Origin of the sequence: Streptomyces sp. ISL-66 (assembly GCF_018614135.1) — a bacterium.
Lineage (GTDB): Bacteria > Actinomycetota > Actinomycetes > Streptomycetales > Streptomycetaceae > Streptomyces.
The window spans coordinates 1-25896 of sequence record NZ_JAGGOW010000141.1; the positions used below are offsets into that span (position 1 = coordinate 1).

At 71.1% G+C, this 25896-nt stretch carries 31 protein-coding genes; 12 read left to right on the plus strand and 19 right to left on the minus strand.

Features of this window, described 5'->3' with window-relative positions; all coding sequences use genetic code 11:
• Window positions 1–63: 63 nt before the first annotated feature.
• Together mqnE and J7E97_RS25900 are read right to left on the minus strand one after the other, a co-directional pair.
• Window positions 64–1227 carry an aminofutalosine synthase MqnE gene (gene mqnE, locus J7E97_RS25895; protein ID WP_215031793.1) on the minus strand — a complete coding sequence of 388 codons (1164 nt, stop codon included), beginning with the start codon at window positions 1225–1227 and terminating at the stop codon, window positions 64–66.
• Between the two features lie 49 nt (window positions 1228–1276).
• A complete protein-coding gene (locus J7E97_RS25900; protein ID WP_215031796.1) occupies window positions 1277–1732 on the minus strand; it encodes an Lrp/AsnC family transcriptional regulator in 456 nt (151 codons plus the stop codon).
• Between the two features lie 130 nt (window positions 1733–1862).
• Here J7E97_RS25900 and J7E97_RS36715 point away from each other — a divergent pair, with 130 nt between their 5' ends.
• Window positions 1863–1997, plus strand: a complete 135-nt coding sequence (locus tag J7E97_RS36715) for a hypothetical protein (RefSeq protein WP_285428683.1) — start codon at window positions 1863–1865, stop codon at window positions 1995–1997.
• Between the two features lie 17 nt (window positions 1998–2014).
• On the opposite strand, the gene J7E97_RS25905 is transcribed toward J7E97_RS36715, so the two are convergent.
• A complete protein-coding gene (locus J7E97_RS25905; RefSeq protein WP_251055158.1) occupies window positions 2015–2773 on the minus strand; it encodes a UbiX family flavin prenyltransferase in 759 nt (252 codons plus the stop codon).
• A 172-nt stretch (window positions 2774–2945) separates the two neighbouring features.
• Here J7E97_RS25905 and J7E97_RS25910 point away from each other — a divergent pair, with 172 nt between their 5' ends.
• Complete coding sequence (locus J7E97_RS25910; protein ID WP_215031799.1) at window positions 2946–3590, plus strand: rhomboid family intramembrane serine protease; 645 nt, start codon at window positions 2946–2948, stop codon at window positions 3588–3590.
• A 9-nt stretch (window positions 3591–3599) separates the two neighbouring features.
• Here the strand turns inward: J7E97_RS25910 and J7E97_RS25915 are convergent, their stop codons facing one another.
• From J7E97_RS25915 to J7E97_RS25930, 4 genes are all read right to left on the minus strand, one after another.
• Window positions 3600–4184 (minus strand): Uma2 family endonuclease, encoded by a 585-nt coding sequence (locus tag J7E97_RS25915; RefSeq protein WP_215031801.1) that lies wholly within the window; start codon window positions 4182–4184, stop codon window positions 3600–3602.
• Window positions 4185–4262: 78 nt separating this feature from the next.
• Window positions 4263–5186, minus strand: coding sequence for a menaquinone biosynthesis prenyltransferase MqnP (mqnP, locus tag J7E97_RS25920; protein ID WP_215031804.1), 924 nt, complete (start codon window positions 5184–5186; stop codon window positions 4263–4265).
• Window positions 5183–5659, minus strand: a complete 477-nt coding sequence (locus J7E97_RS25925; RefSeq protein ID WP_215031807.1) for a hypothetical protein — start codon at window positions 5657–5659, stop codon at window positions 5183–5185. Before J7E97_RS25925 ends, mqnP begins: the two co-directional genes overlap by 4 nt.
• The gene (locus J7E97_RS25930) at window positions 5656–7113 is read right to left on the minus strand and encodes a menaquinone biosynthesis decarboxylase (RefSeq protein WP_215031810.1); all 1458 of its coding nucleotides are present in this window, start codon (window positions 7111–7113) and stop codon (window positions 5656–5658) included. The genes J7E97_RS25925 and J7E97_RS25930 overlap by 4 nt, the downstream gene beginning before the upstream one ends.
• Window positions 7114–7230: 117 nt before the next feature.
• On the opposite strand from J7E97_RS25930, the gene J7E97_RS25935 reads away from it, so the two are divergent.
• Complete coding sequence (locus tag J7E97_RS25935; protein WP_215031813.1) at window positions 7231–7539, plus strand: PLD nuclease N-terminal domain-containing protein; 309 nt, start codon at window positions 7231–7233, stop codon at window positions 7537–7539.
• A gap of 32 nt (window positions 7540–7571) precedes the next feature.
• On the opposite strand, the gene J7E97_RS25940 is transcribed toward J7E97_RS25935, so the two are convergent.
• Window positions 7572–7928 (minus strand): cupin domain-containing protein, encoded by a 357-nt coding sequence (locus J7E97_RS25940; RefSeq protein WP_251055159.1) that lies wholly within the window; start codon window positions 7926–7928, stop codon window positions 7572–7574.
• Window positions 7929–8141: 213 nt separating this feature from the next.
• On the opposite strand from J7E97_RS25940, the gene J7E97_RS25945 reads away from it, so the two are divergent.
• The gene (locus J7E97_RS25945) at window positions 8142–8546 is read left to right on the plus strand and encodes a MarR family winged helix-turn-helix transcriptional regulator (RefSeq protein ID WP_215031865.1); all 405 of its coding nucleotides are present in this window, start codon (window positions 8142–8144) and stop codon (window positions 8544–8546) included.
• Between the two features lie 122 nt (window positions 8547–8668).
• On the opposite strand, the gene ccsB is transcribed toward J7E97_RS25945, so the two are convergent.
• The 6 genes from ccsB to hemL all read right to left on the minus strand — a co-directional run bounded on the left by ccsB (window position 8669) and on the right by hemL (window position 15162).
• A complete protein-coding gene (gene ccsB / locus J7E97_RS25950) occupies window positions 8669–9754 on the minus strand; it encodes a c-type cytochrome biogenesis protein CcsB (RefSeq protein WP_215031819.1) in 1086 nt (361 codons plus the stop codon).
• Window positions 9754–11556: a cytochrome c biogenesis protein ResB gene (locus J7E97_RS25955; protein ID WP_215031822.1), complete on the minus strand. Its 1803-nt coding sequence runs from the start codon at window positions 11554–11556 to the stop codon at window positions 9754–9756. The genes ccsB and J7E97_RS25955 overlap by 1 nt, the downstream gene beginning before the upstream one ends.
• A 13-nt stretch (window positions 11557–11569) precedes the next feature.
• Window positions 11570–12355 carry a cytochrome c biogenesis CcdA family protein gene (locus tag J7E97_RS25960; RefSeq protein ID WP_215031826.1) on the minus strand — a complete coding sequence of 262 codons (786 nt, stop codon included), beginning with the start codon at window positions 12353–12355 and terminating at the stop codon, window positions 11570–11572.
• A gap of 4 nt (window positions 12356–12359) precedes the next feature.
• A complete protein-coding gene (locus J7E97_RS25965) occupies window positions 12360–13004 on the minus strand; it encodes a TlpA disulfide reductase family protein (RefSeq protein WP_215031829.1) in 645 nt (214 codons plus the stop codon).
• A gap of 137 nt (window positions 13005–13141) precedes the next feature.
• On the minus strand, window positions 13142–13843 hold the full coding sequence (locus J7E97_RS25970; protein ID WP_215031831.1) for a histidine phosphatase family protein: 702 nt from the start codon (window positions 13841–13843) through the stop codon (window positions 13142–13144).
• The gene (gene hemL, locus J7E97_RS25975; RefSeq protein WP_215031834.1) at window positions 13840–15162 is read right to left on the minus strand and encodes a glutamate-1-semialdehyde 2,1-aminomutase; all 1323 of its coding nucleotides are present in this window, start codon (window positions 15160–15162) and stop codon (window positions 13840–13842) included. The genes J7E97_RS25970 and hemL overlap by 4 nt, the downstream gene beginning before the upstream one ends.
• Window positions 15163–15466: 304 nt before the next feature.
• On the opposite strand from hemL, the gene J7E97_RS25980 reads away from it, so the two are divergent.
• Window positions 15467–15904 (plus strand): hypothetical protein, encoded by a 438-nt coding sequence (locus tag J7E97_RS25980; protein WP_215031868.1) that lies wholly within the window; start codon window positions 15467–15469, stop codon window positions 15902–15904.
• 109 nt (window positions 15905–16013) lie between these two features.
• Here J7E97_RS25980 and J7E97_RS25985 read toward each other — a convergent pair whose 3' ends face one another.
• Window positions 16014–16586: a TetR/AcrR family transcriptional regulator gene (locus J7E97_RS25985; protein ID WP_215031837.1), complete on the minus strand. Its 573-nt coding sequence runs from the start codon at window positions 16584–16586 to the stop codon at window positions 16014–16016.
• Window positions 16587–16826: 240 nt separating this feature from the next.
• Window positions 16827–17162: a hypothetical protein gene (locus J7E97_RS25990; RefSeq protein ID WP_215031840.1), complete on the minus strand. Its 336-nt coding sequence runs from the start codon at window positions 17160–17162 to the stop codon at window positions 16827–16829.
• A gap of 91 nt (window positions 17163–17253) precedes the next feature.
• Here J7E97_RS25990 and J7E97_RS25995 point away from each other — a divergent pair, with 91 nt between their 5' ends.
• On the plus strand, window positions 17254–18003 hold the full coding sequence (locus J7E97_RS25995; RefSeq protein ID WP_215031843.1) for a Mut7-C ubiquitin/RNAse domain-containing protein: 750 nt from the start codon (window positions 17254–17256) through the stop codon (window positions 18001–18003).
• Between the two features lie 258 nt (window positions 18004–18261).
• Here J7E97_RS25995 and J7E97_RS26000 read toward each other — a convergent pair whose 3' ends face one another.
• Entirely contained in the window at window positions 18262–18765 is a 504-nt protein-coding gene (locus tag J7E97_RS26000; protein ID WP_215031846.1) for a hypothetical protein, read from the minus strand.
• 208 nt (window positions 18766–18973) lie between these two features.
• On the opposite strand from J7E97_RS26000, the gene J7E97_RS26005 reads away from it, so the two are divergent.
• Window positions 18974–19309, plus strand: coding sequence for a YnfA family protein (locus J7E97_RS26005; protein WP_215031848.1), 336 nt, complete (start codon window positions 18974–18976; stop codon window positions 19307–19309).
• 64 nt (window positions 19310–19373) lie between these two features.
• The gene (locus J7E97_RS26010) at window positions 19374–20150 is read left to right on the plus strand and encodes an SDR family NAD(P)-dependent oxidoreductase (protein WP_215031850.1); all 777 of its coding nucleotides are present in this window, start codon (window positions 19374–19376) and stop codon (window positions 20148–20150) included.
• Between the two features lie 16 nt (window positions 20151–20166).
• Here J7E97_RS26010 and J7E97_RS26015 read toward each other — a convergent pair whose 3' ends face one another.
• Window positions 20167–20868 (minus strand): polysaccharide deacetylase family protein, encoded by a 702-nt coding sequence (locus J7E97_RS26015; RefSeq protein WP_215031852.1) that lies wholly within the window; start codon window positions 20866–20868, stop codon window positions 20167–20169.
• 201 nt (window positions 20869–21069) lie between these two features.
• Between J7E97_RS26015 and J7E97_RS26020 the strand changes: the two genes are divergently transcribed.
• The gene (locus J7E97_RS26020; protein WP_215031854.1) at window positions 21070–21654 is read left to right on the plus strand and encodes a Uma2 family endonuclease; all 585 of its coding nucleotides are present in this window, start codon (window positions 21070–21072) and stop codon (window positions 21652–21654) included.
• A gap of 82 nt (window positions 21655–21736) precedes the next feature.
• Here the strand turns inward: J7E97_RS26020 and J7E97_RS26025 are convergent, their stop codons facing one another.
• Window positions 21737–22930: an RtcB family protein gene (locus J7E97_RS26025; protein ID WP_215031856.1), complete on the minus strand. Its 1194-nt coding sequence runs from the start codon at window positions 22928–22930 to the stop codon at window positions 21737–21739.
• Between the two features lie 171 nt (window positions 22931–23101).
• On the opposite strand from J7E97_RS26025, the gene J7E97_RS26030 reads away from it, so the two are divergent.
• From J7E97_RS26030 to J7E97_RS26040, 3 genes are all read left to right on the plus strand, one after another.
• Window positions 23102–24019 carry a DUF3558 domain-containing protein gene (locus tag J7E97_RS26030; RefSeq protein ID WP_215031859.1) on the plus strand — a complete coding sequence of 306 codons (918 nt, stop codon included), beginning with the start codon at window positions 23102–23104 and terminating at the stop codon, window positions 24017–24019.
• A gap of 168 nt (window positions 24020–24187) precedes the next feature.
• On the plus strand, window positions 24188–24958 hold the full coding sequence (locus tag J7E97_RS26035; protein WP_215031862.1) for a DUF3558 family protein: 771 nt from the start codon (window positions 24188–24190) through the stop codon (window positions 24956–24958).
• 137 nt (window positions 24959–25095) lie between these two features.
• Window positions 25096–25896, plus strand: an 801-nt coding sequence (locus J7E97_RS26040) for a DUF2637 domain-containing protein (protein WP_251055167.1), incomplete at its 3' end; no start/stop codon positions are given.

A 25896-nucleotide genomic window follows, 5' to 3' on the forward strand; every position in this document is an offset into this window, starting at 1 on the left:
GCAACGACTCCTAGAACCCAAGCGGGGGCCGGGGCCTTCTCGTTCGTCCGGAGCGCGCCGGCGTCAGACGCGCATCGCCTGCGGCGTCTCGCGCAGCCCCGCGTCCGGGCCGGGGTACTCGCGGATGATCTCGTAGCGCGTGTTGCGCTCGACCGGGCGGAAGCCCGCGTCGCGGATCAGCTCCAGCAGGTCCTCGCGACCCAGCTTGTTCGGGGTGCCGTAGTTGTCCGCATCGTGCGTGATCTTGTACTCGACGACCGAGCCGTCCATGTCGTCCGCGCCGTGCTGCAGCGCGAGCTGGGCGGTCTGCACGCCGTGCATGACCCAGAAGACCTTGACGTGCGGCACGTTGTCGAAGAGCAGACGGGAGACCGCGAAGGTCTTGAGGGCCTCCGCGCCGGTCGCCATCGTCGTACGCGCCTGGAGCTTGTTGCGCACCTTGCCGTCCTTCATGTCCACGAAGTCGTGCTGGTAGCGCAGCGGGATGAAGACCTGGAAACCGCCGGTCTCGTCCTGGAGCTCGCGCAGCCGCAGTACGTGGTCCACGCGGTGGCGCGGCTCCTCGATGTGCCCGTAGAGCATGGTCGAGGGGGTCTTGAGGCCCTTCGAGTGCGCGAGGCGGTGGATGCGCGACCAGTCTTCCCAGTGGGTGCGGTGGTCCACGATGTGCTGGCGGACCTCCCAGTCGAAGATCTCCGCGCCGCCGCCGGTGAGCGACTCCAGGCCGGCCTCGATCAGCTCGTCCAGGATGTCGGAGGCCGACATCCCGGAGATCGTTTCGAAGTGGTGGATCTCGGTGGCCGTGAACGCCTTCAGCGAGACGTTCGGCAGCGCCTTCTTCAGCTCGGAGAGCGAGCGCGGGTAGTACCGCCAGGGCAGGCTGGGGTGCAGGCCGTTGACGATGTGCAGCTCGGTGAGGTTCTCGTTCTCCATGGCCTTGGCCAGGCGCACGGCCTCCTCGATGCGCATCGTGTACGCGTCCTTCTCGCCCGGCTTGCGCTGGAACGAGCAGTAGGCGCACGACGCGGTGCACACGTTCGTCATGTTGAGGTGGCGGTTGACGTTGAAGTGGACGACGTCACCGTTCTTGCGCGTCCGCACCTCGTGGGCGAGGCCGCCGAGCCAGGCCAGGTCGTCCGACGCGTAGAGGGCGATGCCGTCCTCACGGGTCAGCCGCTCGCCGGAGCGAACCTTGTCCTCCAGCTCACGCTTGAGCCCAACGTCCATGCCGGTCCTCTCCTCTGTTCCTCTGTCCCAACCGCCCCCAACCGTACTCTCAGCCCTCCTCGGGCAGACCCCCGACCCGGTTCTCCCACTTGGTGGAGAGCACGATCGTGGTGCGGGTCCGCGAAACGCCCTTGGTGCCCGAGAGCCTTCGGATGATCTTCTCCAGGCCGTCCACGTCGTTGGCGCGCACCTTCAGCATGAAGGAGTCGTCACCGGCGATGAACCAGCAGTCCTCGATCTCCGACAGGTCGCGCAGGCGCCGGGCCACGTCCTCGTGGTCCGCGGCGTCGGAGAGGGAGATGCCGATCAGCGCCGTGACGCCGAGGCCGAGCGAGGCCGCGTCCACGGTCGCGCGGTAGCCCGTGATGACTCCGGCGGTCTCCAGCCGGTTGATCCGGTCGGTGACGCTGGGGCCGGAGAGGCCCACGAGCCGGCCCAGCTCCGCGTACGAGGCACGTCCGTTTTCACGAAGTGCCTGGATGAGCTGCCTATCCACGCTGTCCATATGCCTGGAGCCTTCCATTATTCGGCGATCCCACGAGTTTACGTATAGAATCAAAGGCACACAGGGTCAACACCCTGTGAATCTTTCAACAGATCAACGACGATCTGACAATCTTCAGGAGTGGTTCACCGTGTACACGATCGAGATGGCCTACGCGCACATGCGACAGCTCCAGGAGCTGGCCAACCGATCCCGCACCGACCAGCCCGCCGCCGCACACCGCGTCGACAAGATCCGCAAGCCGGGACGCGCCAAGAAGGGCTGAACGCCCTCGCCGACGGACTAGACACCCCCGGAACCTCCGGCGCCTCCGGCGTCCTCGGAAACCCCGGCGTCCCCGGCGTCCCCGCTCGCCCCCCGGGGAGCACGGGAGCCTCCGAGCTCCCCCTCCCACCGGCGGTACAGCGCGTGCGGCACCCCTGCCGCGTCGAGCACCCGCCCCGCGACGAAATCCACCAGGTCCTGGATGTGCGTCGCACCCGCGTAGAACGCCGGAGAGGCGGGCAGCACCACGGCGCCCGCCTCGTCCAGCGCCACCAGATGCTTCAGCGTCTGACCGCTCAGCGGGGTCTCCCGTACCGCGACCACCAGCCGGCGCCGTTCCTTGAGCGTCACGCTCGCCACCCGCTGGAGCAGGTCCTTCGACAGTCCGAGCGCCACACCGGCCACGCAGGCCGTGGACGCGGGCACGATCAACATCCCCTTGACGGGGTACGAGCCGCTGCTCGGCCCGGCCGCCAGATCGCCGGCGGCCCAGTAGCGGACGCCGCCGTTCGCCGCCCCGTCCAGTTCCGGCCGCGCGAAGGTCGCGGGCTTCCCGTCCGCCCCGCGCTCCAGCCACTCGGCCAGGTCGTCCCGCCAGTGCGCGTCGCGGAAGGCGATCCCCGTCTCGTCCAGCAGCGTCAGCCGCGATGCCCGGCTCACCACCAGGTCCACGCTCTCGCCCGCCGCCAGCAGCCCACGGATCACGGCCGCCGCGTACGGCGTCCCGGACGCCCCGGAAACCCCCACCACCCACGGGGTGCGCTTGCCCTCAGTCATACCTCCGAGACTATCCGGCCACCGCCGGTGGGCACTGGCTAAGGTGTCCCCACGTTCAAGGGGTGGACACGCGGGCGCGCGCACGCGGGCAAGCGGACGCGGGCACGGGCGCGCCGTGGCGGTACGCGGCGGCGGTGCGCGGCAGCGGGCGGAAGCAGGAGGCGGGGGCGGCATGAGCGGAATCGGACTCGGAAACGGAAGCGCACGCGGAAGCGGAAGCGCACTACGCGCGGGCGAGTGGAGCCGGACCGACCGGGCCAAGGCCGCCGCGAAGCTGATGCTGGGCTGGGTGGCGCTGCTCTGGGTGATCGAGGCCGTCGACCGCGCCACGGGCCACGCCCTGGACGCGTACGGGATCGCCGCGCGCGAGACGGACGGCCTGACCGGGATCCCCCTGGCGCCGTTCCTGCACTTCGGCTTCGACCACGTGGCGTCCAACAGCGTCCCGCTGCTGGTCCTCGGCTTCGTCACCGCGCTCAGCGGGATCCGCCGCTTCCTGGCCGTCTCCGCCGCCATCGTCGTCGCCGACGGGTTCGCGGTCTGGCTGATCTCCCCGTCGCACAGCATGACGGCGGGTGCCTCGGGCCTGATCTTCGGCCTCTTCGGCTATCTGCTGGTACGGGGCTTCGTGGAGCGCAGCCCGCTCGGCGTCGCGGTCGCCGTCGTCATCGCGGCGGTCTGGGGCACGACGTTCCTGGCCGGAGCCCTCCCGACGGACTCCATGGTCAGCTGGCAAGCCCACCTCTTCGGTCTCCTGGCCGGCGCCGCCGTGGCCCTCCTGACCCGCCCGCGCCCCCGCGCGGTGACGGCCGGCTAAGGGCGTCGGCTAGGCGGCGGTACCGGGGTCGACGGGGAGGGCGGCCGTGTCCACCGAGATCTTGCCGATGCCGGTCTCCACGGTGACCGTCTCCCCGTACGGGATCACGTCGCGGCCCCGGTAGCCGTCGGGCCCGGGGTTCCACAGGGTCGTGCACTGCGCCTTGTACGGGTCGAAGATCAGGTAGTGGGGAATGCCGCGGCGGGCGTAGGCCCGGTCCTTGACCTCGTAGTCATGGCGCACACTGCTCGGGGAGACGACCTCGATGACGAGCTCGACCAAGTCGGGCGGGTAGGCGCTGAGGTTCCGGTCCGCCTCCGCCCCGGGGACCACCGCGAGGTCCGGGCAGAACTCGTTGTCGCCGTCGAAGGGGACGGCGACATCGCTGATGAAACCCCACTCCGCGGACATCTGGGCTTCGAGTGTGTTCCATAGCAACCGGATGGTCCTGGCGTGGTGCGGCTTCAGCGGACTCATCACGATATTGCCCTCGACAATCTCCATCCGGTAACCGGGGAACATGTCCTCGAACCGGCTGAGCTGTGAGTGCAGGCGCTCGCTCTCCGAGACGGTCACGTCGGCCTCCCTGTCCATGCACTCGATGGTAGGCCGCACGCTAGCCAACGGGGCAGATCGCGAACCGCCGGATCGGGCAGGGCACACACGATCGAGTTACAGCGAAAGCCCCCGGACCACCAGGTCGAGCAGGGCGCAGGCGAAGAGGGCCATGCCGATGAAGCCGTTCACCGTGAAGAAGGCGCGGTTCAGGCGGGACAGGTCGTGCGGCGTGACGATGGTGTGCTCGTAGACGAAGGCCGCCACGACGATCAGCAGGCCGAACCAGAACAGCGGTCCGGCGTCCGTCGCGACGGCGTACCAGGCCAGCAGGGCCGTGGTCACGGCGTGCGCGCCACGGGCGCCCCACAGGGCGGCCGGGATGCCGAAGCGGGCCGGGACGGACTTGACGCCCTCCGCGCGGTCGGCGGCCACGTCTTGGCAGCCGAAGATCAGGTCGAAGCCGCCGATCCACACGCCCACGGCGAGGCCGAGAATGACCGCGTCCCACGACCACGCGCCGGTGATCGCGATCCAGGCCCCGATCGGGCCGATCGCCTGGGCGAGGCCCAGGATGGCGTGCGGGAAGTTCGTGAACCGCTTCCCGTACGGGTACACCACCATCGGCACGACGGCGGCCGGCGCCAGCACCAGGCAGAGCGGGTTCAGCAGCGCCGCCGCCCCGAGGAAGACGACCAGCGCGATCCCGGCCCCGGTCCAGGCGGACCGCACGGAGACGGCGCCCGTCACCAGCTCCCGTCCGGCGGTGCGCGGGTTGCGCGCATCGATCTCCCGGTCGATGATCCGGTTGGCGGCCATCGCGAAGGTCCGCAGCCCCACCATGCAGACGGTGACGAGCAGCAGCTTGCCCCAGTGCATCCGCTCGTCGAGCGTGAACATGGCGGTGAGCGCGGCGATGTAGGCGAAGGGCAGCGCGAAGACCGAGTGCTCGATCATCACGAGCCGCAGGAACGCCTTCACCTTGCCGGTGGCCTCCGGCGCGGGACCGGGTCCGAGGACCCCTTCGGCTGCGGATGTCATACGAGGGTTCTCCGGAAGTCTTCGAGGTCGGCCAGCAGGTCCGCCGCCGGGAGCGCGCCGAGCTCCAGGGTCCGGGGGGCGGCGCCGTCGTCGTGGCCCTCGGGCGGGGTGACGCGGGCGGTGACCACCCAGTCGTCGCCGGACGGGCGGGCGTCGAGGCGCAGGAAGTTCCCGGCCTCGGCGGTGAAGGGCTCGGCGGCCGCCAGGGCGCGCTGGAGCTGCTCCGCGAAGTCGTCCGCCTCGATGTCCCGCGCGCCGGGCAGCTCGAAGCCGTCGCCCTCGCCGTCCTCCCGGTCCAGCATCAGCGCCCAGACGTTGCCGGGGCCCGCGAATTCCTCGGGAGAGACGCCCGCCTGCTCGGCGGCCTCCCGGACACCCGGGTCCGCCGGGTCGAGTTCCGGGCGCACCAGGGCCACGTACGTCGTGTCGGTGCCGATGAAGAGGGCGGGGCCGCCCGTTTCGATCTCGCTCACAGTCCGTACTCCTTCCAGCGCCGGTCCACCAGCGCCGCCGTCGCCGGATCGGACTCGACCATGTCGGGCCAGCCGCCGTCGCGGGTGTAACCCTCCGTCGGCAGCTTCTTCGTGGCGTCGATGCCCGCCTTGCCGCCCCAGAACTGCTGGTAGGAGGCGTGGTCCAGGTGGTCGACCGGACCCTCGACGACCGTGAGGTCACGGGAGTAGTCCGTGTTGCCGAGCGCGCGCCAGGAGACTTCGTGGAGGTCGTGGACGTCGCAGTCCTTGTCCACCACGATGATCAGCTTGGTCAGCGACATCATGTGCGCGCCCCAGATGGCGTGCATGACCTTCTGCGCGTGCTTCGGGTACTTCTTGTCGATCGAGACGATCGCGCAGTTGTGGAAGCCGCCCGACTCGGGGAGGTGGTAGTCCACGATGTCCGGGACGATGATCTTGAGGAGCGGCAGGAAGAAGCGTTCCGTCGCGCGCCCCAGCGGCCCGTCCTCCGTCGGCGGCCGGCCGACGACGATCGACTGGATCAGCGGACGCTTGCGCATCGTCACGCAGTCGATCGTCAGCGCCGGGAACGGCTCCTGCGGCGTGTAGAAGCCGGTGTGGTCGCCGAACGGCCCCTCCGGCAGCGTCTCCCCCGGTTCCAGCCAGCCCTCGATGACCACCTCGGCGTTGGCCGGGACCTGGAGCGGGACCGTCTTGCAGTCCACCATCTCGATCCGCTTGCCCGCCACGAACCCGGCGAAGAGGTACTCGTCGATGTCGCCCGGCAGCGGTGCGGTCGACGCGTACGTCACGGCCGGCGGGCAGCCGAAGGCGATCGCGACCGGCAGCCGCTCGCCCCGCGCGGCGGCGACCGCGTAGTGGTTGCGGCTGTCCTTGTGGATCTGCCAGTGCATGCCGATGGTGCGCTTGTCGTGGCGCTGGAGGCGGTAGAGCCCGAGGTTGCGCACGCCCGTCTCCGGGTGCTTGGTGTGCGTGAGGCCGAGGTTGAAGAAGGACCCGCCGTCCTTGGGCCAGGTGAAGAGCGCCGGCAGCTGGTCCAGGTCCACGTCGTCGCCGGTGAGGACGACCTCCTGGACGGGCGCGGAATCGCCCTTCACCTTCTTCGGCGGCACGTGCACCATCGAGCCGAGCTTGCCGAAGGCCTCGCGGACGCCGATGAAGCCCTGGGGCAGCTCCGGCTTGAGCAGGCCGCCGATCTTCTCGCTGATCTCGGCGTACGACTTGAGCCCGAGGGCCTTCAGCAGCCGGCGGTCGGTCCCGAAGACGTTCATGGCCAGCGGCATCGCCGAGCCCTTGACGTTCTCGAAGAGCAGCGCGGGTCCGCCCGCCTTGTTCACTCTGTCGACGATCTCCCCGACCTCTAGGTACGGGTCCACTTCGGCCTTGATGCGCTTGAGGTCGCCCTCCCGCTCAAGGGCCCGGAGCAGCGAGCGGAGATCGTCGTAAGCCATGCGGGCAATTGTGGCATCCCCGCTCAGAGCCCGGAGCCCGGCAGGGGCCTCTACCCTGGAAGGGACAACCGTGGCCCGCCCGGGCCGCACCGTTCTCCTGGGGGTCGGTCCCACACCGTGCTGCGCTATCTGCCGTTCCTGCTGATCATCGCGCTGACCATCTACGCCTTCATCGACTGCCTGAACACGCCGGAAGAAGAGGTCAAGCACCTTCCCAAGGTCGTCTGGGTCCTGATCATCCTGCTCTTCTCGATCGTCGGGCCGGTGGTGTGGCTGTTCGCGGGCAAGAAGCGCGTGGCCGGCGTCGGCGGCCGCCGGACGCAGTGGGTGGCCCCGGACGACAACCCGGAGTTCCTGAAGTCCCTGCGCGAGGAGCGGGACGGCAAGGAGAAGGACGACAAGGACCAGGGCAAGGACCAGGGCTGAGTCCCACGGCCCGGCCGGTCGAGCGGCCGGCGTCAGGTCGCCCACGGCAGGGTGCGGGTCCCCTCCGCGCCCGGGACGCTGACGAGGGCGTCCGCGCGCATGACGACGTACACCTCGGTGTCCTCGAGGGCGTGTACGTGGCGCGGTACGTCCGGCGGCAGGACCACGACCTGACCGGCGGAGACCTTCTCGGTCCGGCCGTCGCAGGTGACCTCCATGGCTCCGGCGGTGACCCTCCAGACCTGCTCGCGGCTGACGGAGTGTTCGGGGCCGGTGATCCCGGCGGAGAAGGCGGCGTGCCAGGTACTCAGCTCCACGCTGCCCCGGCTGGGAGAGGCGAGGCCGGTCATGGTCCCGTTCGGGGTGGTGGTGACGTTCTCGGGGGACATGGCGATGACGTGCAAGGCGGGGCCTTCGCTTTCTCGGCAGGGCGGGACACGGGAAGTGAGTAAAGCTGCTTTACTCACTTCGAGTAAAGCAGCTTTACTTGCCCGTGTCACCATGCTCGTGTGACCAACCACCCGAGCGACGAAGACGGCTACGAGGACGGCTACGAAGACATCGAGCTGGGGTTCCTCCTCGGCCTCGGCTTCCAGCTGCTGATGGGCGAGTTCACCGGCCGCCTCGAAGAGGCCGGACACGCCGACAACCTGCGCCCCCTGCACGGCATGGCCTTCCAGGCCCTCAAGGGCCCCGGCGCGACCGCGACCGAGCTCGCCGAGCGGCTCGGGGTGACCAAACAGGCCGCCGGGCAGATCGTCGACGACCTGGAGCGGCGCGGGTACGTGCGCCGCGAGCCGCACCCCGAAGGCGGGCGGCGCAAGCTGGTCGTGCTGACCGGGGCGGCGTACGACCACCTGGACGCCGCCGGGCGGGTCCTGCACGAGCTGGAGGCCGAGCTCGGGCAGGGCAGCGTCGACCTCGGCGCACTGCGCACCGAACTCGGCCGCCTGGTCCGCGCGCTCAACGGCGACGGACCGCTTCCGGCCCTGCGCCCCGCCTTGTGATGTGCCCGCGCCCCGCCTGACGGCCCGGCGGGGCGGGACCCGGCGGCACGGCAAGGGCCCCGCCCACGCCGAAGGGGCCGGGCCGCCTTCCGGCGGCACGGCCCCTCCACGCACCACCCGCGTCAGACGCCCGCGTACGAGTGCTTGCCGCTGAGCAGGATGTTGACGCCGTAGTAGTTCCAGATCCAGCACGCGAACGCGAACAGCGCGAGGTACGCGGCCTTGCGGCCCTTCCACCCGGCGGTGGCGCGGGCGTGCAGGTAGCAGGCGTAGGCGACCCAGGTCACGAAGGACCAGACCTCCTTGGGGTCCCAGCCCCAGTAGCGGCCCCACGCGTCGCCGGCCCAGATCGCGCCCGCGATGATCGTGAAGGTCCACAGCGGGAAGACCGCCGCGTTGATGCGGTACGAGAACTTGTCCAGCGAGGCCGCCGACGGGAAGCGCTCCATGACCGAGGTGGAGAACGTGCCCGGCTTCCCGCCCCCCGCGAGCTTGGCCTCGTAGGAATCGCGGAAGAGGTACAGGACCGCGCCGGCCGCGCCGATGTAGAAGACCGCGCCGCAGAAGATCGCGGTGGAGACGTGGATCCACAGCCAGTACGAGTGCAGGGCCGGGACCAGCTGGTCGCTGTCGGTGTAGAGCCACGTGGTGGCGACGCCCAGGTCCAGCAGGACCGTGGTGACCAGGAACAGGCCGAGCCAGCGGACGTTCTTCTTCAGCGCGAGGAGCGCCAGGTACACGCCGACGGCCACCGTGGCGAAGGTGATCGAGAACTCGTACATGTTGCCCCAGGGGGCCCGCTCCACCGACAGCGCGCGGGTGATGACACCGCCCGCCGCGAGGAGGAAGCCGAGGGCGGTCAGCGAGACCGCGATCCGCCCGTACAGGTCGCCCTGGACCGTGCCGCCGGCCGCGCCGGGGCCGTCCGGGACGTCGCGGGTGCCGGCGGCGCTGCGCGTGACGACCTCGGGCTTGTCGAGGACGGCGGTGCCGCCCTTGCCCCGCACCTGGACGGCGGGGGTCTCGGCCCCGGTCCCGGTCTCGGACCGGGTGAGCGCGGCGGCCGTACGGGCCACCTTGCTGCGGCTGCCGAAGATCCACTCGGTGATGTGGGCGAGGAAGGCGAGGGTGTAGACCGCCATCGACGCGTAGATCAGGTTGTTGCTGAGGTGAGCCAGACTCTCGTTGGCTGCGGCCGCGAGCTGCATCAGGCGCGCTCCCCTTCGACTTCGGCACGTTCGTTGGCAGGTGGGGCTTCGGCGGGTGGGGCTTCGGCGGACGGGGCTTCGGCAAGTGGGCCGGGGACCGGGGCCGGGCCCGGCCCGGCCGTGGGCGCCTGCGCGTGGAGCGCTCCGGACAGCGCCGCCAGCTCCTCGGGGAGCTTGGCGGACTCGCTGCGGCCGAGGCCCGCCATCTCGACGACGGTCACCCCGTCCTTCCCGGCGGCCGCCCGGACCCAGATCCGGCGGCGCTGGATGAAGAGGGAGCCCGCGAGGCCCGCGATGGCGGCGGCGGCGCCCCCGAGGGCGAGACCGCTGCCGGGCTGCTGGGTGATCGAGAAGGTGGCCCAGCGCTCGATGCCCTCGAACTTCACGGTGCCCTGGCCGCCCGGCAGCTCCATGCTCTCCCCGGGCAGCATCCGCTTCGCGAGCGGCTTGCCGTCCTCGGTCTTGAACTGCTCCATCTTGGACGTGTCCAGCTGGTACACGTTCTGCGGCAGGCCCGAGTCCACCCCGAGGCTGCCGTGCCAGGCGTTGAGCGCGAGCGCGGGGAAGTCCAGCTCCGGGAACTGCGAGAACATCGTGCCCTCGCCGGCGCCCGCGAAAGTGGGCACGAACATCGCCGCGAAGCCGAGCTGGGTCGCCTTCCCGTCCTTGTCCTTGTACCCGTCGGTGACCTTGACGGCGCCGGTGGAGGTGAGGTTGCCGTCCTGCGGCAGCATCGGCACGGCGTCCTTGAAGATCACCTTGCCGGTGGGGTCGGTCACCGAGATGACCGGCGCGTAGCCGTGGCCAAGCAGGTAGACCTTGGAGCCGTCCACCTCCAGCGGCTCGTTGACCTGGATCTCGCGCTTCTGCGGCGTGCCGTGGGCGCCGTTGGTGAAGGTGACGTACGCCTTGAACTCGCGCGGGGTCCCCTTCTGGGGGCCGGTGCGCTCGAAGGTCGCGTCGAACTTGTCCAGGGTGAAGGAGAAGGGCGGCAGGTCGTCGGAGTCGAAGAGCGCGCCCGACTTGAAGTCGTCGTACTGGGTGAGCGTGTTGGAGAAGCCCTTGCCGCGCAGGACGAGCTTGCCGCCCTCGGACTTGAAGTACTGGCCCCAGGCGAAGGCGATCAGCATCACGATCAGCGCGACGTGGAAGACCAGGTTCCCCGCCTCGCGCAGGTAGCCCTTCTCGGCGGAGACGGACCCGGGGCCCCCCTCCGTACGGAAGCGGCGGCCGCCCAGCAGCGTCCCGGCGTACGAGAGCACCTCGTCCGGGGACGTGTCCGTGCGCCACGTCGTGTACGCGGGCATCCGGTCGAGCCGCCTCGGCGCGGCCGGCGGCCGGCCTCGGAGCTGGCCGACGAACTGCCAGGAGCGCGGCAGGATGCAGCCGATCAGCGAGATGAACAGCAGCAGGTAGATCGCCGAGAACCACACCGAGCTGTAGACGTCGAAGAGCTGGAGCTTCTCGGCGACGCCCACCCAGGAGGCGTGCTCCTTCTTCCAGGCGGCGACCTTCATCAGGTCGACCTGGTTCTGCGGGATCAGCGAGCCCGGGATCGACGCCAGGGACAGCAGGAAGAGCAGGATCAGCGCCACCCGCATGGAGGTGAGCTGCCGCCAGAACCAGCGGGCCCAGCCGAACACGCCGATGCCCACGGGGCCGCCGGGGGCGTCCTCCAGGGGTGCGGTGGACAGCTGCGCGCCTGCGGCCGCCTCGGCGGAGGCCTCGGCGCTCGCCTCGGCGGAAGCGGAATCCTCGGAATCGTGCGGCGCCTCGGTGGACGCCTTGTCGCTCGTACTCATGTCCGTGTAGTCCTCAGATCCCCACCGTGAAGCCTTGGGTCCAGCTCTGCATGTCGCTGACGATGCTGCTCCACCATCCTGTGACGAGCAGCAGACCGGTCAGGATCAGCATGCCGCCGCCGATGCGCATCACCCACGCATAGTGCTTCTTCACCCAGCCGAACGCCCCCAGCGCCTTGCGGAACGCGAGCGCCGTCGCGATGAACGGCAGCCCCAGCCCCAGGCAGAACACCACGGTCAGCAGCGCGCCGCGGCCCGCGGTCGCCTGGTCGAGGGAGAGGGTGCCGACGGCGGCGAGGGTCGGGCCCATGCAGGGGGTCCAGCCGAGGCCGAACAGCACGCCGAGCAGGGGCGCGCCCACCAGGCCGACCGCCGGCCTCTTGTGGAAGCGGAACTCGCGCATCGTCAGGCCCGGGATCGCGCCCATGAAGAACAGGCCGAGCAGGATCACCAGCCCGCCGAGGACCTGCGAGATGACCCCCTTGTTGGCGTCCAGGGTCCGCCCGAAGTAGCCGAACAGCGCGCCGGTCGAGGTGAACACGGCGGTGAAGCCGAGGACGAACAGGCTCGCGCCGCCGAGCATCCGGCCGCGCCGGGCCTCGGCGAGGTCGGCGCCGCCGACGCCGGTCACGTAGGAGAGGTAGCCGGGGACGAGCGGCAGCACGCAGGGCGAGAAGAAGGAGACCAGCCCGGCGAGCAGCGAGATCGGCAGGGCCAGCAGCAGGGCGCCGTTGAGGACCGTCGTGTTCACGCCGGTCGCCTCGGCGGCGAGGACCGCGTCCGAGAGTGCGGTGACCACGAGGTCACTTCTCCGCGAGGAGCGGGTCGATCATCGAGCGCAGCTGCTCCTCGTTGACCGCGGCCAGGGTGCGCGAGGCGATCTTGCCCTCCTTGTCGAGGACGATCGTGGAGGGGATCGCGTTGGGGTTGAGCGTGCCCTTGGGGAACCGGAGCATCAGCTTGCCGTCCGGGTCGAAGAGGCTCGGGTAGGTGATCCCGTAGGTCTCTTCGAAGGAGGCGGCGTTCTGCTTGCTGTTGTCCCGGGTGTTCAGGCCCACGAAGGCGACGTCCTGGCCGGCGTCCGCCGTGTCCTTGGAGACCTTCGCGAAGTACTTGGCCTCCGCGCGGCACGGCGGGCACCAGGATCCCCAGACGTTGAGGACGACGACCTTGCCCTTGAGGGCGGTGGTGTCCAGCGTCTTGCCGTCCACGGTCTCGCCGTCGAGCTTGGGGGCCTCGGTGCGGTCCGCCTTCGCGACGGTGGAGATGCCGCTGGGGCCCGTCACGTAGTTTCCGCCGGCGGAGCCGGAGGACTTGCCGCCGCCGTCCGAAGTGCCGCACGCCGTAAGGGTGGCGGCGCTCGTGAGGGCCACCGCGGTCAGCAGGACGGCGCGGGCACTGGTCGAGCGGCGGCTACTACGACGGGTACGCGCGCGGCTGAGGCTCATGTGAAAAGTTTCGCATGACCGAATTGCCGATCTTCCGCGCCCCCCGGGGGCGAGTGGACCGGGAGTTGCCGCGCCGCGCGACAACTCCCGGTCAATATGTACGAAATTAGGGCAAAGCCTGATTTCGCCGGGCTCCGCTAAGCCCCAAAGGCCTTGGACTTGCCCTTCACCGGCTTCGCCCCCGCGAGGAGGTGCGCCGGGACCAGGTCCCGGGCCGGCTCGCTGTAGCCCACCGACACCAGCTTGTCGCCCTGGTAGGTGAACGAGGTCAGCGAAGCCAGCGTGCACTGGCGGCGGCGCGGATCGTGCCACAGCCGGCGCCGCTCCGCGAAGCTCCGTACGATCCAGATCGGCAGCTGGTGGCTGACCGCCACCGCCTCGTGGCCGCGCGCGGCGTCGCGGGCGGTCTCGATCGCGCTCATCATCCGGACGACCTGCTCGACGTACGGCTCGCCCCAGGACGGCTTGAACGGGTTCGTCAGGTGCTTCCAGTTCTCGGGCTTGCGCAGCGCGCCGTCACCGACCCCGAAGGTCTTGCCCTCGAAGACGTTGCCCGCCTCGATGAGCCGGCCGTCGGTCGCCAGGTCCAGCCCGTGCGCCTTCGCGATCGGCGCCGCCGTCTCCTGCGCCCGCTCCAGCGGGGAGGCCACGACGTACGTCACGTCCCGGCTCTCCAGGTGCTCGGCGACCCGGTCCGCCATCCGGCGGCCGAGCTCGGAGAGGTGGTAGCCGGCGCGGCGGCCGTAGAGGACGCCCTCCGGGTTCTCCACCTCGCCGTGGCGCACCACGTGGACGACGGTGATCTCGGACCCGCCGTCGATGCGGCCCTCGGTGCTCATGCGGTGGCCTCCGCGGCGGCTCGGGCGGCGGCCGGCAGGGCGGCCGCGATGCGCTCGATCGCCTTCTCGTCGTGGGCGGTGGACACGAACCACGACTCGAACGCCGACGGCGGCAGGTACACGCCCTGCGACAGCATCGAGTGGAAGAAGCCGTTGAAGCGGAAGGCTTCCTGCTTCTTCGCGTCGTCGTAGTCGCGGACCTCGTCCTCGGTGAAGAAGACGGAGAACATGTTGGAGGCGGTCTGCAGCCGGTGCGCGACGCCCTCCTTGGTGAGCGCCTCGGTGACCAGCCCCTGGATCCGCGCCGAGACCGCGTCGACCTTCTCGTACGCGGCCCCGTCCAGCAGCCGCAGCTGCGCGAGGCCCGCGGCGGTCGCGATCGGGTTCCCGGAGAGCGTGCCCGCCTGGTAGACCGGGCCGGCCGGAGCCAGGTGGCCCATCACGTCGGCGCGGCCGCCGAAGGCCGCCGCCGGGAAGCCGCCGCCCATGACCTTGCCGAAGGTCATCAGGTCGGGCTTGACCCCGTCCACGCCGTACCAGCCGGCGCGGGAGGTGCGGAAGCCCGTCATGACCTCGTCGGAGATGTACAGCGCACCGTTCGCGCGGCACAGGTCGGCGAGCCCCTGGTTGAAGCCCTCGCCCGGGGGCACGACGCCCATGTTGCCGGGCGCCGCCTCGGTGATCACGCAGGCGATCTCGCCGGGGTGCGCCGCGAACGCGGCACGGACCGCTTCGAGGTCGTTGTAGGGGAGCACGATCGTGTCCCCGGCCTGCGCTCCGGTCACGCCCGGGGTGTCCGGCAGCGCGAAGGTCGCGAGCCCGGAACCGGCGGCGGCCAGCAGCGAGTCGACGTGACCGTGGTAACAGCCCGCGAACTTCACGATCTTGGCGCGGCCGGTGAACCCGCGGGCGAGGCGGATCGCGGACATGGTCGCCTCGGTGCCGGAGGACACCAGCCGGACCTGCTCCACGGGCTCGATCCGCGCGACGATCTCCTCGGCGAGCGCGACCTCCCCCTCACCGGGGGTACCGAAGGACGTGCCGCGGACGACGGCGGCCTGAATGGCCTCCACCACGGCCGGATGGGCGTGGCCGAGGATCATCGGCCCCCACGAGCAGACCAGGTCGACGTACTCGCGCCCGTCGGCATCGGTCAGGTACGGACCGGTACCGGACACCATGAACCTGGGCGTTCCGCCCACGGCGCGGAAGGCGCGCACCGGAGAGTTCACGCCGCCAGGCGTCACGAGGGACGCGCGGTCAAAGAGAGTCTGCGAGACTTTGGCTTCATACGGGTACGGGTAGCTCACACCAGCCATGGTCTCAGAGGCCGCGACTGACTTGCGGACGGGCGTTTCACCGCGCCGCCCCGGGGGAGGTCACTGCCATGATGATCAGGCTGCGTGGCGGGGGCCGCGGGGCCGGGGCAGGCAAGACCAGTCGGGTGGAGATATGCAACGCGGTGGTGGACCGGGCGAGGGTACCGACGGCCTGGATCCGCAGCGCGCCCGCGAGGCGCGCGAAGCCCGCCGCCGGGGCAAGCACCGCCGCCGCGTCACGGACGCGGCGGAACCGGTCGCGGACCCCTCGCAGGACCCCGAGGGCCGCCCCAGGGGCCGCGGCATGGGGGTGACGTACAAGTACTTCGGCGCCCCCGACGGCGCCACGGCCGCACGGGTCCCGCAGACGATGCGCCCGGAGGAGCTCGGCGGCGACGAGCTCGGCATGGGCGGCATGTTCACCAAGATCAAGCCGGAAACGGTCGCCGCGATGGTCCTGACCGGCATCGAGGGCATACCCCTCCACAAGGTCCCCCCGCTGGAACTGGTCGTCCTCCACCCCGACTACGCCGTCGTCAAACTCCCGATGACCGTCGTCGACCCGCTGCGCGGCATCGGCGAGGAATCGGTCGGCGCGGCCGCCTTCATCTGGTCCACGGTCCCCGACCGCGGCGGCCCCCGCGACGCCTTCAACGTCTACCAGCTGCTCCACGAGTGGCAGGATTTCAGCCATCGCCTCCACGAGGCGGGCCACCAGCCCTACTGCCTGGTCTGGCCCTGACCCACCCGCTCCCTTCGGCAGTGGATACGGGTGCGGCGCGGGTACGTGGGCGCGGGCGCGGGCGCGGAGTGGTCAGGGATGCGGCCGGCCCGCCGCTGCCCGTCCGGCCTCAGCGCGCCAGGCCGGCCAGGCCGCGGATGCCGTCGAGGATCTCGGCCGCGGTGGGCGCGGTGGCCGGGTCGCTCAGGTGCTGGATCATCACGCCCGACACGAGGGCCAGCTGCACGCTGCCGACGGTCCGCACGGATCCTTCCGCGACCTGCTCCTCGGGCACGCCGTCGAGGATCGCCGCCAGGCCCCGGCGGCCCTGGGCGGTGCCCGCCGCCAGGGCGGTCCGCAGCTCGGGCTGACGCTGGGCCTGCATGAACAGTTCCACCGAGGCCAGCCACAGGTCACCGTGGGCCCCGAAGTCCTCGATCAGGCTCTGCCAGATCCGCTCGAAGCTCTGCCGGGCGGAGCCGTCGGCGTCGGGGAGCAGGGCCCGGCCCATCGCGTCGCCCCACTCGTCGAGGATCTCGAACAGCGCCTGGTTGAGCAGCGCTTCCCTGGAGCCGTAGTGGTAGCCGATGGCGGCCATGCTCACGCCGGCCGCCGTGGCGATGTCCCGGACGCTGGTGCGGTCGTACCCCTTGTCCCGCAGGCACGCCTTCGCCCCGACGAGCAGGTCTTCGCGGTTTCCCATGCCCCGGACCGTAGCAGCGGCTCGCGCGAACGCCTCAGGCGATGGATCTATCCGGTTGTACGGGGCGGTTGTAGGGGGCGGTTGTAGGGGGGCGGTTGCACGGGCGGTCGCACGGGTACCGCCCTGTACGACCGGCCCCGTCAGGGTGCCGTCAGGACGATGCGGCCGCGGACGCCGTCCGCCAGGCGCGCGTGGGCCTTGGGGCCTGCGCCAGCGGGAAGGTCTGCGCCACCCGGAGCGTCAGCTCCCCGCGTCGACCAGCGCCACCAGCCGGGCCAGGTGCTCGCCGTCCGCCGCGACCTCCTGTTCCACGACCCGGATCCCGCGCTCCGCCGCCGGGGCGTCGCCGGGTCGCAGGCCCACGTAGACCCCGCCGTCGCGGACGGAGTCCAGGGCCGCCCCGCCCAGTACCGCCGCGTCCACGACGCCGTCCACCGGGTCGGCCGGAGCCGAGCCGCGCGGGACGAAGACGGCCGCGCCGAGCGAGCGTACGAGCTCCTCGTCGTCCGCCCCCGCCAGGCCCGTCACCACGTACCCGGCCCGCGCGGCCAGCTCCACCGCAAGCCCTCTTACCACCCCGGCAGCTCCACGACCAGGAGTCCGGCGCCCCCGCCCCGGCGCCGTAAATCCCCCGCCGGACGGCGCCCGGCAGTGGCATGCTGGGCCCGTGAACGGACCCGGCATTCAGCTCACCCTCGCCCCCGAACTGCACGTCTTCGCCGCGCCGAGCCGGCGCGGCGAACGCGTACCGACCGTGACCGACGGCGTCTCCAGCCTCGGCCACGTCGTCGAATCGGCCGGCATCCCGCTCACCGAGGTCGGCCGGATCCTCGTCGACGGCGCGGAGACCCCCTTCTCCCACGTGCCCGGAGCCGGGGAATCCGTCGAGGTGTTCGGCGTCGACCGCCCCCAGCGGCTCCCGGGCGTCCCCGCCACCGTGCCGCTGCGCTTCCTCCTCGACGTCCACCTCGGCACCCTCGCCCGCCGCCTGCGCCTCCTCGGCCTGGACGCGGCCTACGAGAACGAGGACATCGGCGACCCGGCCCTCGCCACCCGCTCCGCCGCCGAGCAGCGCATCCTGCTCTCCCGCGACCGCGGGCTGCTGCGCCGCCGCGAGCTGTACGCCGGGGCGTACGTGTACAGCGACCAGCCCGATGAGCAAGTGCGCGACGTCCTGGGCCGGTTCGCCCCCGTCCTCGCCCCCTGGACCCGGTGCACCGCGTGCAACGGAACCCTGCGCGCGGCCGACAAGGACAGCGTCGACGACCGGCTGGAGAGGGGCACGCAGCGCTCGTACGAGGTCTTCGCGCAGTGCGCCGACTGCGAGCGCGTCTACTGGCGCGGCGCCCACCACGCCCGCCTGGAGCGGATCGTGGAGGACGCCCTCGCCGAGTTCGGCGACGTCAGCACGGGCTGAGCGACAGCACGGGCGGAGCGAGAGCACGCCCTGAGCGTCGGAACGCCCCGAGGGACAGCACGCCCTGGGCGTCAGAACGCCCCGCGCGGCAGCACGCGCTGAAGGTCAGAAACGCCCGCGCGGCAGCACGCGCTGGAGGTCAGAAACGCCCGCGCGGCAGCACGCGCTGGAGGTCAGAAACGCCCGCGCGGCAGCACGCGCTGGAGGTCAGAAACGCCCGCGCGGCAGCACGCGCTGGAGGTCAGAACGCCCCGCGCGTCAGAACGCGTACGTGTCCCCCGTGTCCAGCGCGAGCACCACGTGTTCGTTGTTGGCGCCGTTCCGGTCGATCGCGCCGCCGTTCCACCACGTGTCCACCCGCACCACCACCTCCGCGACCGGTTCCTTCAGTCGCAGCGCCAGCCCGATGTGCCGCCCGCGTCCGTGCGGCGGCAGCTCCCCCGTCTCGCACACCACCTCGCGCAGCCCGGCCCGGGCGCAGCCGCCCGCCAGCTCCTGCCGGTCCGCGAGGTCCGCCGACACGCGCAGCCGCAGCGTCGTGTTCGCCAGCGCCGCCGGGCCCTCGTTCTCCGGGATCAGGAGGATCCGCAGCCGCGCTCCGCCGAGGACCACCCGCCCGTGGTACGCCACGTCGGCCTCCGGGCCGGACCGGGCCTGGGCCCCGACGGCACCGCCGATGCCCCCCGCACCACCGAGCAGTACCAGCAGCCCGGCCATCACCACACTCCGTACGGCACCTCGGCGCACCGCGACCACCTCCACGTGCGGACGCTAGCCACGCCTCCGCTCCACCGGTCGGACCATCACACGAATGAGGGCGAGTCCTCCGCCCATCCGCGTACCGTCCGCACGCCAGCCGCGTACCGTCGGCGAGCCATCCGCGTACCGTCCGCACGCCAGCCGCACGCACCAGCCATGCGCCAGCCGCACGCGCCGGCCCCGCGCCGGCCGCGTGCGTAGGCTTCCCGCCATGCTGATCGCCCGCTCCGCCGCCCTCTTCGCCCTCGCCGCCCTGCTGGAGATCGGCGGCGCCTGGCTCGTGTGGCAAGGCCTGCGCGAGCACAAGGGCTGGGCCTGGATCGGCGCCGGGGTCATCGCGCTCGGCCTCTACGGCTTCGTCGCCACCCTCCAGCCCTCGGGCGACTTCGCCCGCGTCCTCGCCGCGTACGGCGGGGTCTTCGTCGCCGGCTCCCTCCTGTGGGGCGTGGCCGCCGACGGCTACCGCCCCGACCGGTGGGACGTCACGGGCGCGCTCGTCTGCCTCGCCGGCATGGCCGTGATCATGTACGCCCCGCGCGGCCGGTGAGCACCGCCCCGACCGGCCTATGCTGGCGGGTACCCACCCGTACGAACGCACGAGGAGCGAGCACATGAGCACGGCCACGGCCCCCGCCTCGACCCGCACCGCCGTAGTCACCGGCGCCAGCAGCGGCATCGGCGCGGCCACTGCCCGCCAGCTCGCGGCGGCCGGCTACCACGTCGTCCTCACCGCCCGCCGCAAGGACCGCATCGAGGCCCTCGCCGCCGAGATCACGGCCGCCGGCCATGAGGCCACCGCGTACGCCCTCGACGTCACCGACCGCGACGCCGTCGACACCCTCGCCGCCTCCCTGACCCGCTGCGACGTCCTCGTCAACAACGCCGGCGGCGCCATCGGCGCCGACCCCGTCGCCACCGGCGACCCCGCCGACTGGCGCACGATGTACGAGGTCAACGTCATCGGCACGCTCCACGTCACCCAGGCCCTGCTCCCGGCCCTGACCGCCTCCGGCGACGGCACGGTCGTCGTGCTCTCCTCCACCGCCGGCCACGCCACGTACGAGGGCGGCGCCGGCTACGTGGCCGCCAAGAACGGCGCCCGCGTCCTCGCCGAGACCCTCCGCCTGGAGATCGTCGGCCAGCCCGTGCGCGTCATCGAGATCGCCCCCGGCCTGGTCAAGACGGAGGAGTTCGCGAAGACCCGCTTCCGCGGCGACGCCGACCGCGCGGAGAAGGTCTACGCCGGCGTGGCCGAGCCCCTCACCGCCGACGACGTCGCCGACACCATCACCTGGGCGGTGACCCGCCCCAGCCACGTCAACATCGACCTCCTGGTGGTCCGCCCGCGCGCCCAGGCCTCGAACACGAAGCTCCACCGCGAGCTGTAGCCCGCGGGCGGGGTCCCTACGGGACGAGCCCCGCACTCTTCAGGTGCGGCATCAGGGCCGCCGGCCTCAGCCCGGCGGCCTTCGCCGCGTCCAGGGCCCGCTGCAGGTCCGCGCCCAGCGTCGGCGTGAAGTGCAGCAGCACGATGTCACCGGCACGCAGCCGCGGGGTCGCGGGCGTCTCGCTCCACGTGGTGAAGTCGTACGTCCACGTGATCAGCGCCTTGACCCCGCACGCCTTCGCCGCCAGCCGCACCTCGTCGTTCACGGCCCCGTACGGCGGCCGCAACAGCTTCGGCTCCCTCCCGAAGGTCGCCGCCAGCTGTTCGCCGGCCCCGCACACCTCGGCGTCCTTGCCGGCGGCGTCGAGGGTGGTCAGGTCGGGGTGATTGACGGTGTGGTTCTCCACACTCACCCGCCCCTGCGCGGCCAGGTCCGTGAAGTACCGGGTGTCGTACGAGGTCGCCCCCGGCAGCAGGAACAGCGAGACGGGGATCCGCCGCTCGACGAGCGTCCGCGCGACGGCGGGGTCATGCACCCACCCGTCGTCGACGGTGATGAACACGACGTTCTCCTCGGTCGGCACGTGCGACACGACGGGCGGCAGCCCCACGCCCCGCGAGGCCGCGGCAGCGGCCCCTGCGGCATCGGCGACCTGAGCCGCCCCAAAGGTGAGCGACAACGACGCGAACGCGGCAAGAACCGCACGGGATCTCCACATGCCGCACACCATGGTCTAGACCAACTCACGGCGTCAAGCCCCCGTCCGCCACTTCCCGCACCCGAAGGCCTCGCTCTCTCAAGGGAGTTGCCGACCACCGGGACCCCCGCGACCCGGATGACCCCGTACGGGTGAAGTCGAGCGGAATGTCGGCGAGCGCGGATACGCTCCGAAAGCATGAGCCGCGCAAAGGAGGAAGCTATGGCCGTGATACAGCACGAGACCACGATCGCGGAGGCCGCCGACCGTCTCTCCAGAGAGCTTCCCGGGCACCGAGTGGAGATTCTCCAGGGGAGGCTCACCGTGACACCACCTGCCGACGGAGCTCACGCGGAGTCCTTGACCTGGCTGATCGAGGAACTCTTCACGGCCGGGGCCCGACAGGCCGGTCTCAAGTACCTCCAGGGCATCGGGCTGTGGCTGCCCTCGGGGCCGATCGACTTCGCGATCCCGGACCTGTCGCTCGTCGACGCCGACTTCCGCGACGCGCACGTCGAGAAGAACTGCTTCGCGCCACACGTCTTCCGCATGGCCCTGGAGATCACCTCGTCCAACTGGTCCGACGACCTCGGCACCAAAGTCGACTGCTACGCCCAGGCCGGGATCCCGGTCTACCTCGTGGCCGACCGCCGCCACGACGAGGCAGTCCTCTACACCGACCCCCGTGGCGGCGAGTACCGCTCCCGGAAGGCCTTCAAGCGCGGCACGTCCGTCCCCCTGCCCGAGTCCCTCGGCGTCGCTCTCGAACTCCCCGTCGACCACCTCCTCGACGGCGACCAGAGCTGAATCGCACACGGAAGGACCGGGACCCGGACCGGTCACGGTCCGGGTCCCGGTCCTTCCGGTTCCCCGTCAACCCCGCTCGGCCTCAGCCCTTCACGCAGACGACGGCCTTGAGCTTGGCCACGACCTCGACCAGGTCGGTCTGCTGGTCGATGACCTGCTCGATCGACTTGTACGCGCCCGGGATCTCGTCCACGACGCCGGAGTCCTTGCGGCACTCCACGCCCTTGGTCTGCTCCGCGAGGTCGCGCACCGAGAATTTCCTCTTCGCCGCCGTGCGGCTCATCTTCCGGCCCGCGCCGTGCGAGGCCGAGTTGAAGGACTTCTCGTTGCCGAGGCCCTTCACGATGTACGAACCCGTGCCCATCGAGCCCGGGATGATCCCGTAGTCCCCACTGCCGGCGCGGATCGCGCCCTTGCGCGTGACCAGCAGGTCCATGCCGTCGTACCGCTCCTCCGCCACATAGTTGTGGTGGCAGCTGATCTCCTGATCGAAGGAGACCTTCGCCTTGCGGAACTGCTTGCGCACGACCTCCTTGAACAGGCTCATCATCACGGCGCGGTTGAACTTCGCGTACTCCTGCGCCCAGAAGAGGTCGTTGCGGTAGTCCTGCATCTCCGGGGTCGCCGCGAGGAAGACCGCGAGGTCCCGGTCGATCAGGCCCTGGTTGTGCGCGAGCCCTCGGGCCACGTTGATGTGGAAGTCCGCCAGCTCGTTGCCGATGTTCCGGGAACCCGAGTGCAGCATGAGCCACACCGCCCCGGACGTATCGATTGAAACTTCAACGAAGTGATTTCCTTGGCCAAGGCTTCCCATTTGCCGCATGGCCCGCTCCCGCCGGAACTTCACCGCGTCCGCGACGTAGTCGAACCGCTCCCACAGATCCCCGAACCCGTTCTCCGAGAACCCGTACAGCCGCCCCGGGTCCACCGCCTCCCGGTGCATCCCCGCCCCCACCGGGATCGCCTTCTCGATCTGCGAGCGCAGCCCCGACAGGTCCCCCGGCAGGTCGTTCGCCGTCAGGGAGGTCTTCACAGCCGACATGCCGCAGCCGATGTCCACGCCCACCGCCGCCGGGCAGACCGCGTCCTTCATGGCGATGACCGAGCCGACGGTCGCACCCTTGCCGTAGTGCACGTCCGGCATGACGGCCAGGCCCTTGATCCAGGGGAGGCCGGCCGTGTTCTGCAGCTGGCGCATCGCGCTGTCCTCGACCGACGCCGGGTCGGCCCACATCCGGATCGGGACCTTCGCCCCGGGCACTTCTACATACGACATCTCGGCCTCAATACCCCGTTAACCACAGAAAAGACTGAATACGCGAAAAGCCTCGCTCTTGACCCCAAATACGACAGGAGACCGGCGCCGGCACCAGCGTGTGCGATAGACATTGTTCCCATCCGCGCCCCAGCCGCGGCAACGCATTTTGCTGAAGGGAGCCGGTGGAACGTGCAGCGCAAGACGGTACGTGGAGTACGTGCAGTACTGCCCGGCATCGCGATCCTGACCGTCCTCACGGCCGGGCTCACCGCGTGCACCGACGGGGACGGCGTCGGAATCACCAGCGACGCGAAGGTCGGTGACAGCGCCGGCACGATCGCCCAGCCCGGCAAGTACCGCATCCTGCCCATGCCCTGCAAGGCCGCCGACGCCAAGAAGGTCAAGGCGATGCTCCCGGCCGCCGACACCCTCACGCCCGAACAGCGCGAGGCGCTCTACGCCGGTGTCGCGGACGCCTCGTACGACGCCGACCGGCGCGTCGGCTGCCGCTGGACCGCGCAGACGCCGGCCGAGACGCGGCTGCTGTCGGTCGGGTTCGAGCGCGTGGTGTCGTACGACCGGGCCACCACGAGCGACGACGACAAGGCGCGGCAGGTCTTCGTCCGTCAGCTCACCGACGCCCACCTGCCCTTCCCCGGCCCGGCCACGACACCGAGCCCGGCCACGGGCCAGGCGACGAACCCGGCCGCGGGCCCGAGTCCCAGTACGAGCCCCAGTACGACCGCCGGTACGAGCACCGGCACGGGCACCGGCGTCGGCCCCTCCGGGTCTGCCTCCGGGTCTGCCTCCGGGTCTCCCTCGGGCTCATCCTCCGGCTCCCCGTCCCCCTCCGCCCCGCCCGAGCTCGGCTCCCGGGTCCTCGAAGGGCTCGGCAACGAGGCCTTCCTCGACGACAAGCTCGGCCAGGCCGGCGCCACCGCCGTCCAGGCGCGCACGGTCCGCATTGTGTTCCGTACCTCGAACGTCATCGTCACCGTCGAGTACAGCGTCCAGCCCGCGCTCCCCGGTACGGTCCCGCCGAGCGGCGAAACCCAGGACAGGGCACGGCAGTTGGCCCAAGCCCTCGTCGAGCGGTTCAACGACTAGCCGGGGCCGCGGACAGGGGACCGCCGGGGGGCGCGCACGGCCCGAGTGACGGCGCGCACAGCAGCCGGGCGCCGGGTCGGGCTACGGTTGCCGGGGTCCCGCGCCCGAAAGTGGGCCCCCGAGCCCGCACGAAGACCCGCACGAAGACCCACAACGTCTGAAGGAATCATGCACCGATCAGCCTCGCGTCTCACCCGCGTTCTCGCCTGCGCAGCCGTCCCGGTGATCCTCACCGTCGCCGGCTGCTCGTCCGACTCGGGCAAGGACTCGGGCGCCGACAGCGGCAAGAAGTCCGGCGCGTCCTCGTCCGCCTCCGCCAAGCCGAGCACCAAGCCGTCCGCCGCGCTCGAGAAGGCCGTGTACTCCGCGCTGCCCGAGCCGTGCAAGGCCGTCGGCGCGAAGACCATCGAGGCGCTCGTCCCGAAGGCGAAGGACGCCAACGGCACGGCGGCCAAGTCCAACGACCTGGCCAGCCGCGCCACCTGCACCTGGAACGGCCTCGACGAGGCCGGTCTGAAGGGCTCGCAGTACCGCTGGCTCTCGATCTCCCTCGTCCGCTACGACTCGCTCGCCTCGGTCGGCACCGGCAGCAAGCGCGCCGAGGACGAGTACACCAAGCAGGTCGAGAAGGCCAAGGTCACCGAGGGTGCGGAGAACCTGAAGGCGGAGCCGGCGGACGGCATCGGCGACCAGGCCACCGCGCTCACCTTCGCCACCAAGAAGGACGGTGACTTCGCCAACACGACGATCATCGCCCGCGCGCACAACGTCGTCATCACCCTCGACTACAACGGCGCGGCCTACGAGGGCGCGGACGCTCCGGACGCGGCGAAGCTGCTCCAGGACGCCACCGCGGCGACGAAGGAGACCGTGGCCTCGGTCGACGCCGCCAACCAGCCGAAGCAGCCGGAGCAGTCGCCCTCGCCCACGGCCGGCTGACGAACGACGGATCCCGGGGGATCCCCGGGGGATCGCCCGTTCCCCGGGTGACCGGACCGCTGACGTCCGGTCACCCGAACGCGCGTACGCTGTGCCTGCCGTAGCTCGACAAGGGGAGGGGATCGCGGGTGGCCGCGATGCAGCTGACTCGTACGCACCGCATATTGATCGGTGTCGTCGTCGCCGGAGCCGTCGTCATCGCGGGGATCGGATTCGCGGGCTCGTACTCCGCCGTGCGCGCCCTCGCGTTGAAGAAGGGCTTCGGCAGCTTCTCGCTCGTCTTCCCCATCGGCATCGACATGGGCATCTGTGTCCTGCTCGCGCTGGACCTGCTGCTGACCTGGATCCGGATCCCGTTCCCGCTGCTGCGCCAGACGGCGTGGCTGCTGACGATCGCGACGATCGCGTTCAACGGCGCGGCGGCCTGGCCCGACCCCCTCGGGGTCGGCATGCACGCCGTGATCCCGATCCTGTTCGTGGTCACCGTCGAGGCCGCCCGGCACGCCGTGGGCCGGATCGCGGACATCACCGCCGACCGGCACATGGAGGGCGTCCGCATCACGCGGTGGCTGCTCTCCCCGGTCCCCACGTTCAAGCTGTGGCGCCGGATGAAGCTGTGGGAGCTGCGCTCCTACGAACAGGCCGTCGGCATGGAGCAGGACCGCCTGATCTACCAGGCCCGCCTCCAAGCCCGCTACGGCCGCGGCTGGCGCCGCAAGGCCCCGGTCGGCGCCCTCATGCCGCTGCGCCTGGCCCGCATCGGCGTCCCCCTCGCCCAGACCGCCCCCGAGGGCCTGGCCGCCGCCGGCATCGACCCGCTCCTCCTGCCCCCGGTGGCGGCGGTCACGGGAGCACCGGCTCCGGCCGCCTCGGCCCCGGCCCTCCTGGCCGGCGCCAACGGCCCCGCCGCCGCGACGGCGCACGCCGCGGTCCCGACC

What these genes read in the sequence shown, in the direction of transcription:
- J7E97_RS26035 (WP_215031862.1), top strand. Translation starts at nt 24,188, where the DNA reads ATGCACCGATCAGCCTCGCGTCTCACCCGCGTTCTCGCCTGCGCAGCC.
- J7E97_RS25970 (WP_215031831.1), bottom strand. Translation starts at nt 13,843, where the DNA reads ATGAGCACCGAGGGCCGCATCGACGGCGGGTCCGAGATCACCGTCGTC.
- J7E97_RS25900 (WP_215031796.1), bottom strand. Translation starts at nt 1,732, where the DNA reads ATGGACAGCGTGGATAGGCAGCTCATCCAGGCACTTCGTGAAAACGGA.
- J7E97_RS25915 (WP_215031801.1), bottom strand. Translation starts at nt 4,184, where the DNA reads ATGGACAGGGAGGCCGACGTGACCGTCTCGGAGAGCGAGCGCCTGCAC.
- J7E97_RS25905 (WP_251055158.1), bottom strand. Translation starts at nt 2,773, where the DNA reads ATGACTGAGGGCAAGCGCACCCCGTGGGTGGTGGGGGTTTCCGGGGCG.
- J7E97_RS25930 (WP_215031810.1), bottom strand. Translation starts at nt 7,113, where the DNA reads ATGGCTTACGACGATCTCCGCTCGCTGCTCCGGGCCCTTGAGCGGGAG.
- J7E97_RS26020 (WP_215031854.1), top strand. Translation starts at nt 21,070, where the DNA reads ATGGCCGTGATACAGCACGAGACCACGATCGCGGAGGCCGCCGACCGT.
- J7E97_RS25910 (WP_215031799.1), top strand. Translation starts at nt 2,946, where the DNA reads ATGAGCGGAATCGGACTCGGAAACGGAAGCGCACGCGGAAGCGGAAGC.
- mqnP (WP_215031804.1), bottom strand. Translation starts at nt 5,186, where the DNA reads ATGACATCCGCAGCCGAAGGGGTCCTCGGACCCGGTCCCGCGCCGGAG.
- J7E97_RS25940 (WP_251055159.1), bottom strand. Translation starts at nt 7,928, where the DNA reads ATGTCCCCCGAGAACGTCACCACCACCCCGAACGGGACCATGACCGGC.
- J7E97_RS26015 (WP_215031852.1), bottom strand. Translation starts at nt 20,868, where the DNA reads ATGTGGAGATCCCGTGCGGTTCTTGCCGCGTTCGCGTCGTTGTCGCTC.
- J7E97_RS25955 (WP_215031822.1), bottom strand. Translation starts at nt 11,556, where the DNA reads ATGAGTACGAGCGACAAGGCGTCCACCGAGGCGCCGCACGATTCCGAG.
- hemL (WP_215031834.1), bottom strand. Translation starts at nt 15,162, where the DNA reads ATGGCTGGTGTGAGCTACCCGTACCCGTATGAAGCCAAAGTCTCGCAG.
- J7E97_RS26010 (WP_215031850.1), top strand. Translation starts at nt 19,374, where the DNA reads ATGAGCACGGCCACGGCCCCCGCCTCGACCCGCACCGCCGTAGTCACC.
- J7E97_RS25945 (WP_215031865.1), top strand. Translation starts at nt 8,142, where the DNA reads ATGGGCGAGTTCACCGGCCGCCTCGAAGAGGCCGGACACGCCGACAAC.
- J7E97_RS25965 (WP_215031829.1), bottom strand. Translation starts at nt 13,004, where the DNA reads ATGAGCCTCAGCCGCGCGCGTACCCGTCGTAGTAGCCGCCGCTCGACC.
- J7E97_RS26025 (WP_215031856.1), bottom strand. Translation starts at nt 22,930, where the DNA reads ATGTCGTATGTAGAAGTGCCCGGGGCGAAGGTCCCGATCCGGATGTGG.
- J7E97_RS25985 (WP_215031837.1), bottom strand. Translation starts at nt 16,586, where the DNA reads ATGGGAAACCGCGAAGACCTGCTCGTCGGGGCGAAGGCGTGCCTGCGG.
- J7E97_RS26005 (WP_215031848.1), top strand. Translation starts at nt 18,974, where the DNA reads ATGCTGATCGCCCGCTCCGCCGCCCTCTTCGCCCTCGCCGCCCTGCTG.
- J7E97_RS25980 (WP_215031868.1), top strand. Translation starts at nt 15,467, where the DNA reads ATGGGGGTGACGTACAAGTACTTCGGCGCCCCCGACGGCGCCACGGCC.
- ccsB (WP_215031819.1), bottom strand. Translation starts at nt 9,754, where the DNA reads ATGCAGCTCGCGGCCGCAGCCAACGAGAGTCTGGCTCACCTCAGCAAC.
- mqnE (WP_215031793.1), bottom strand. Translation starts at nt 1,227, where the DNA reads ATGGACGTTGGGCTCAAGCGTGAGCTGGAGGACAAGGTTCGCTCCGGC.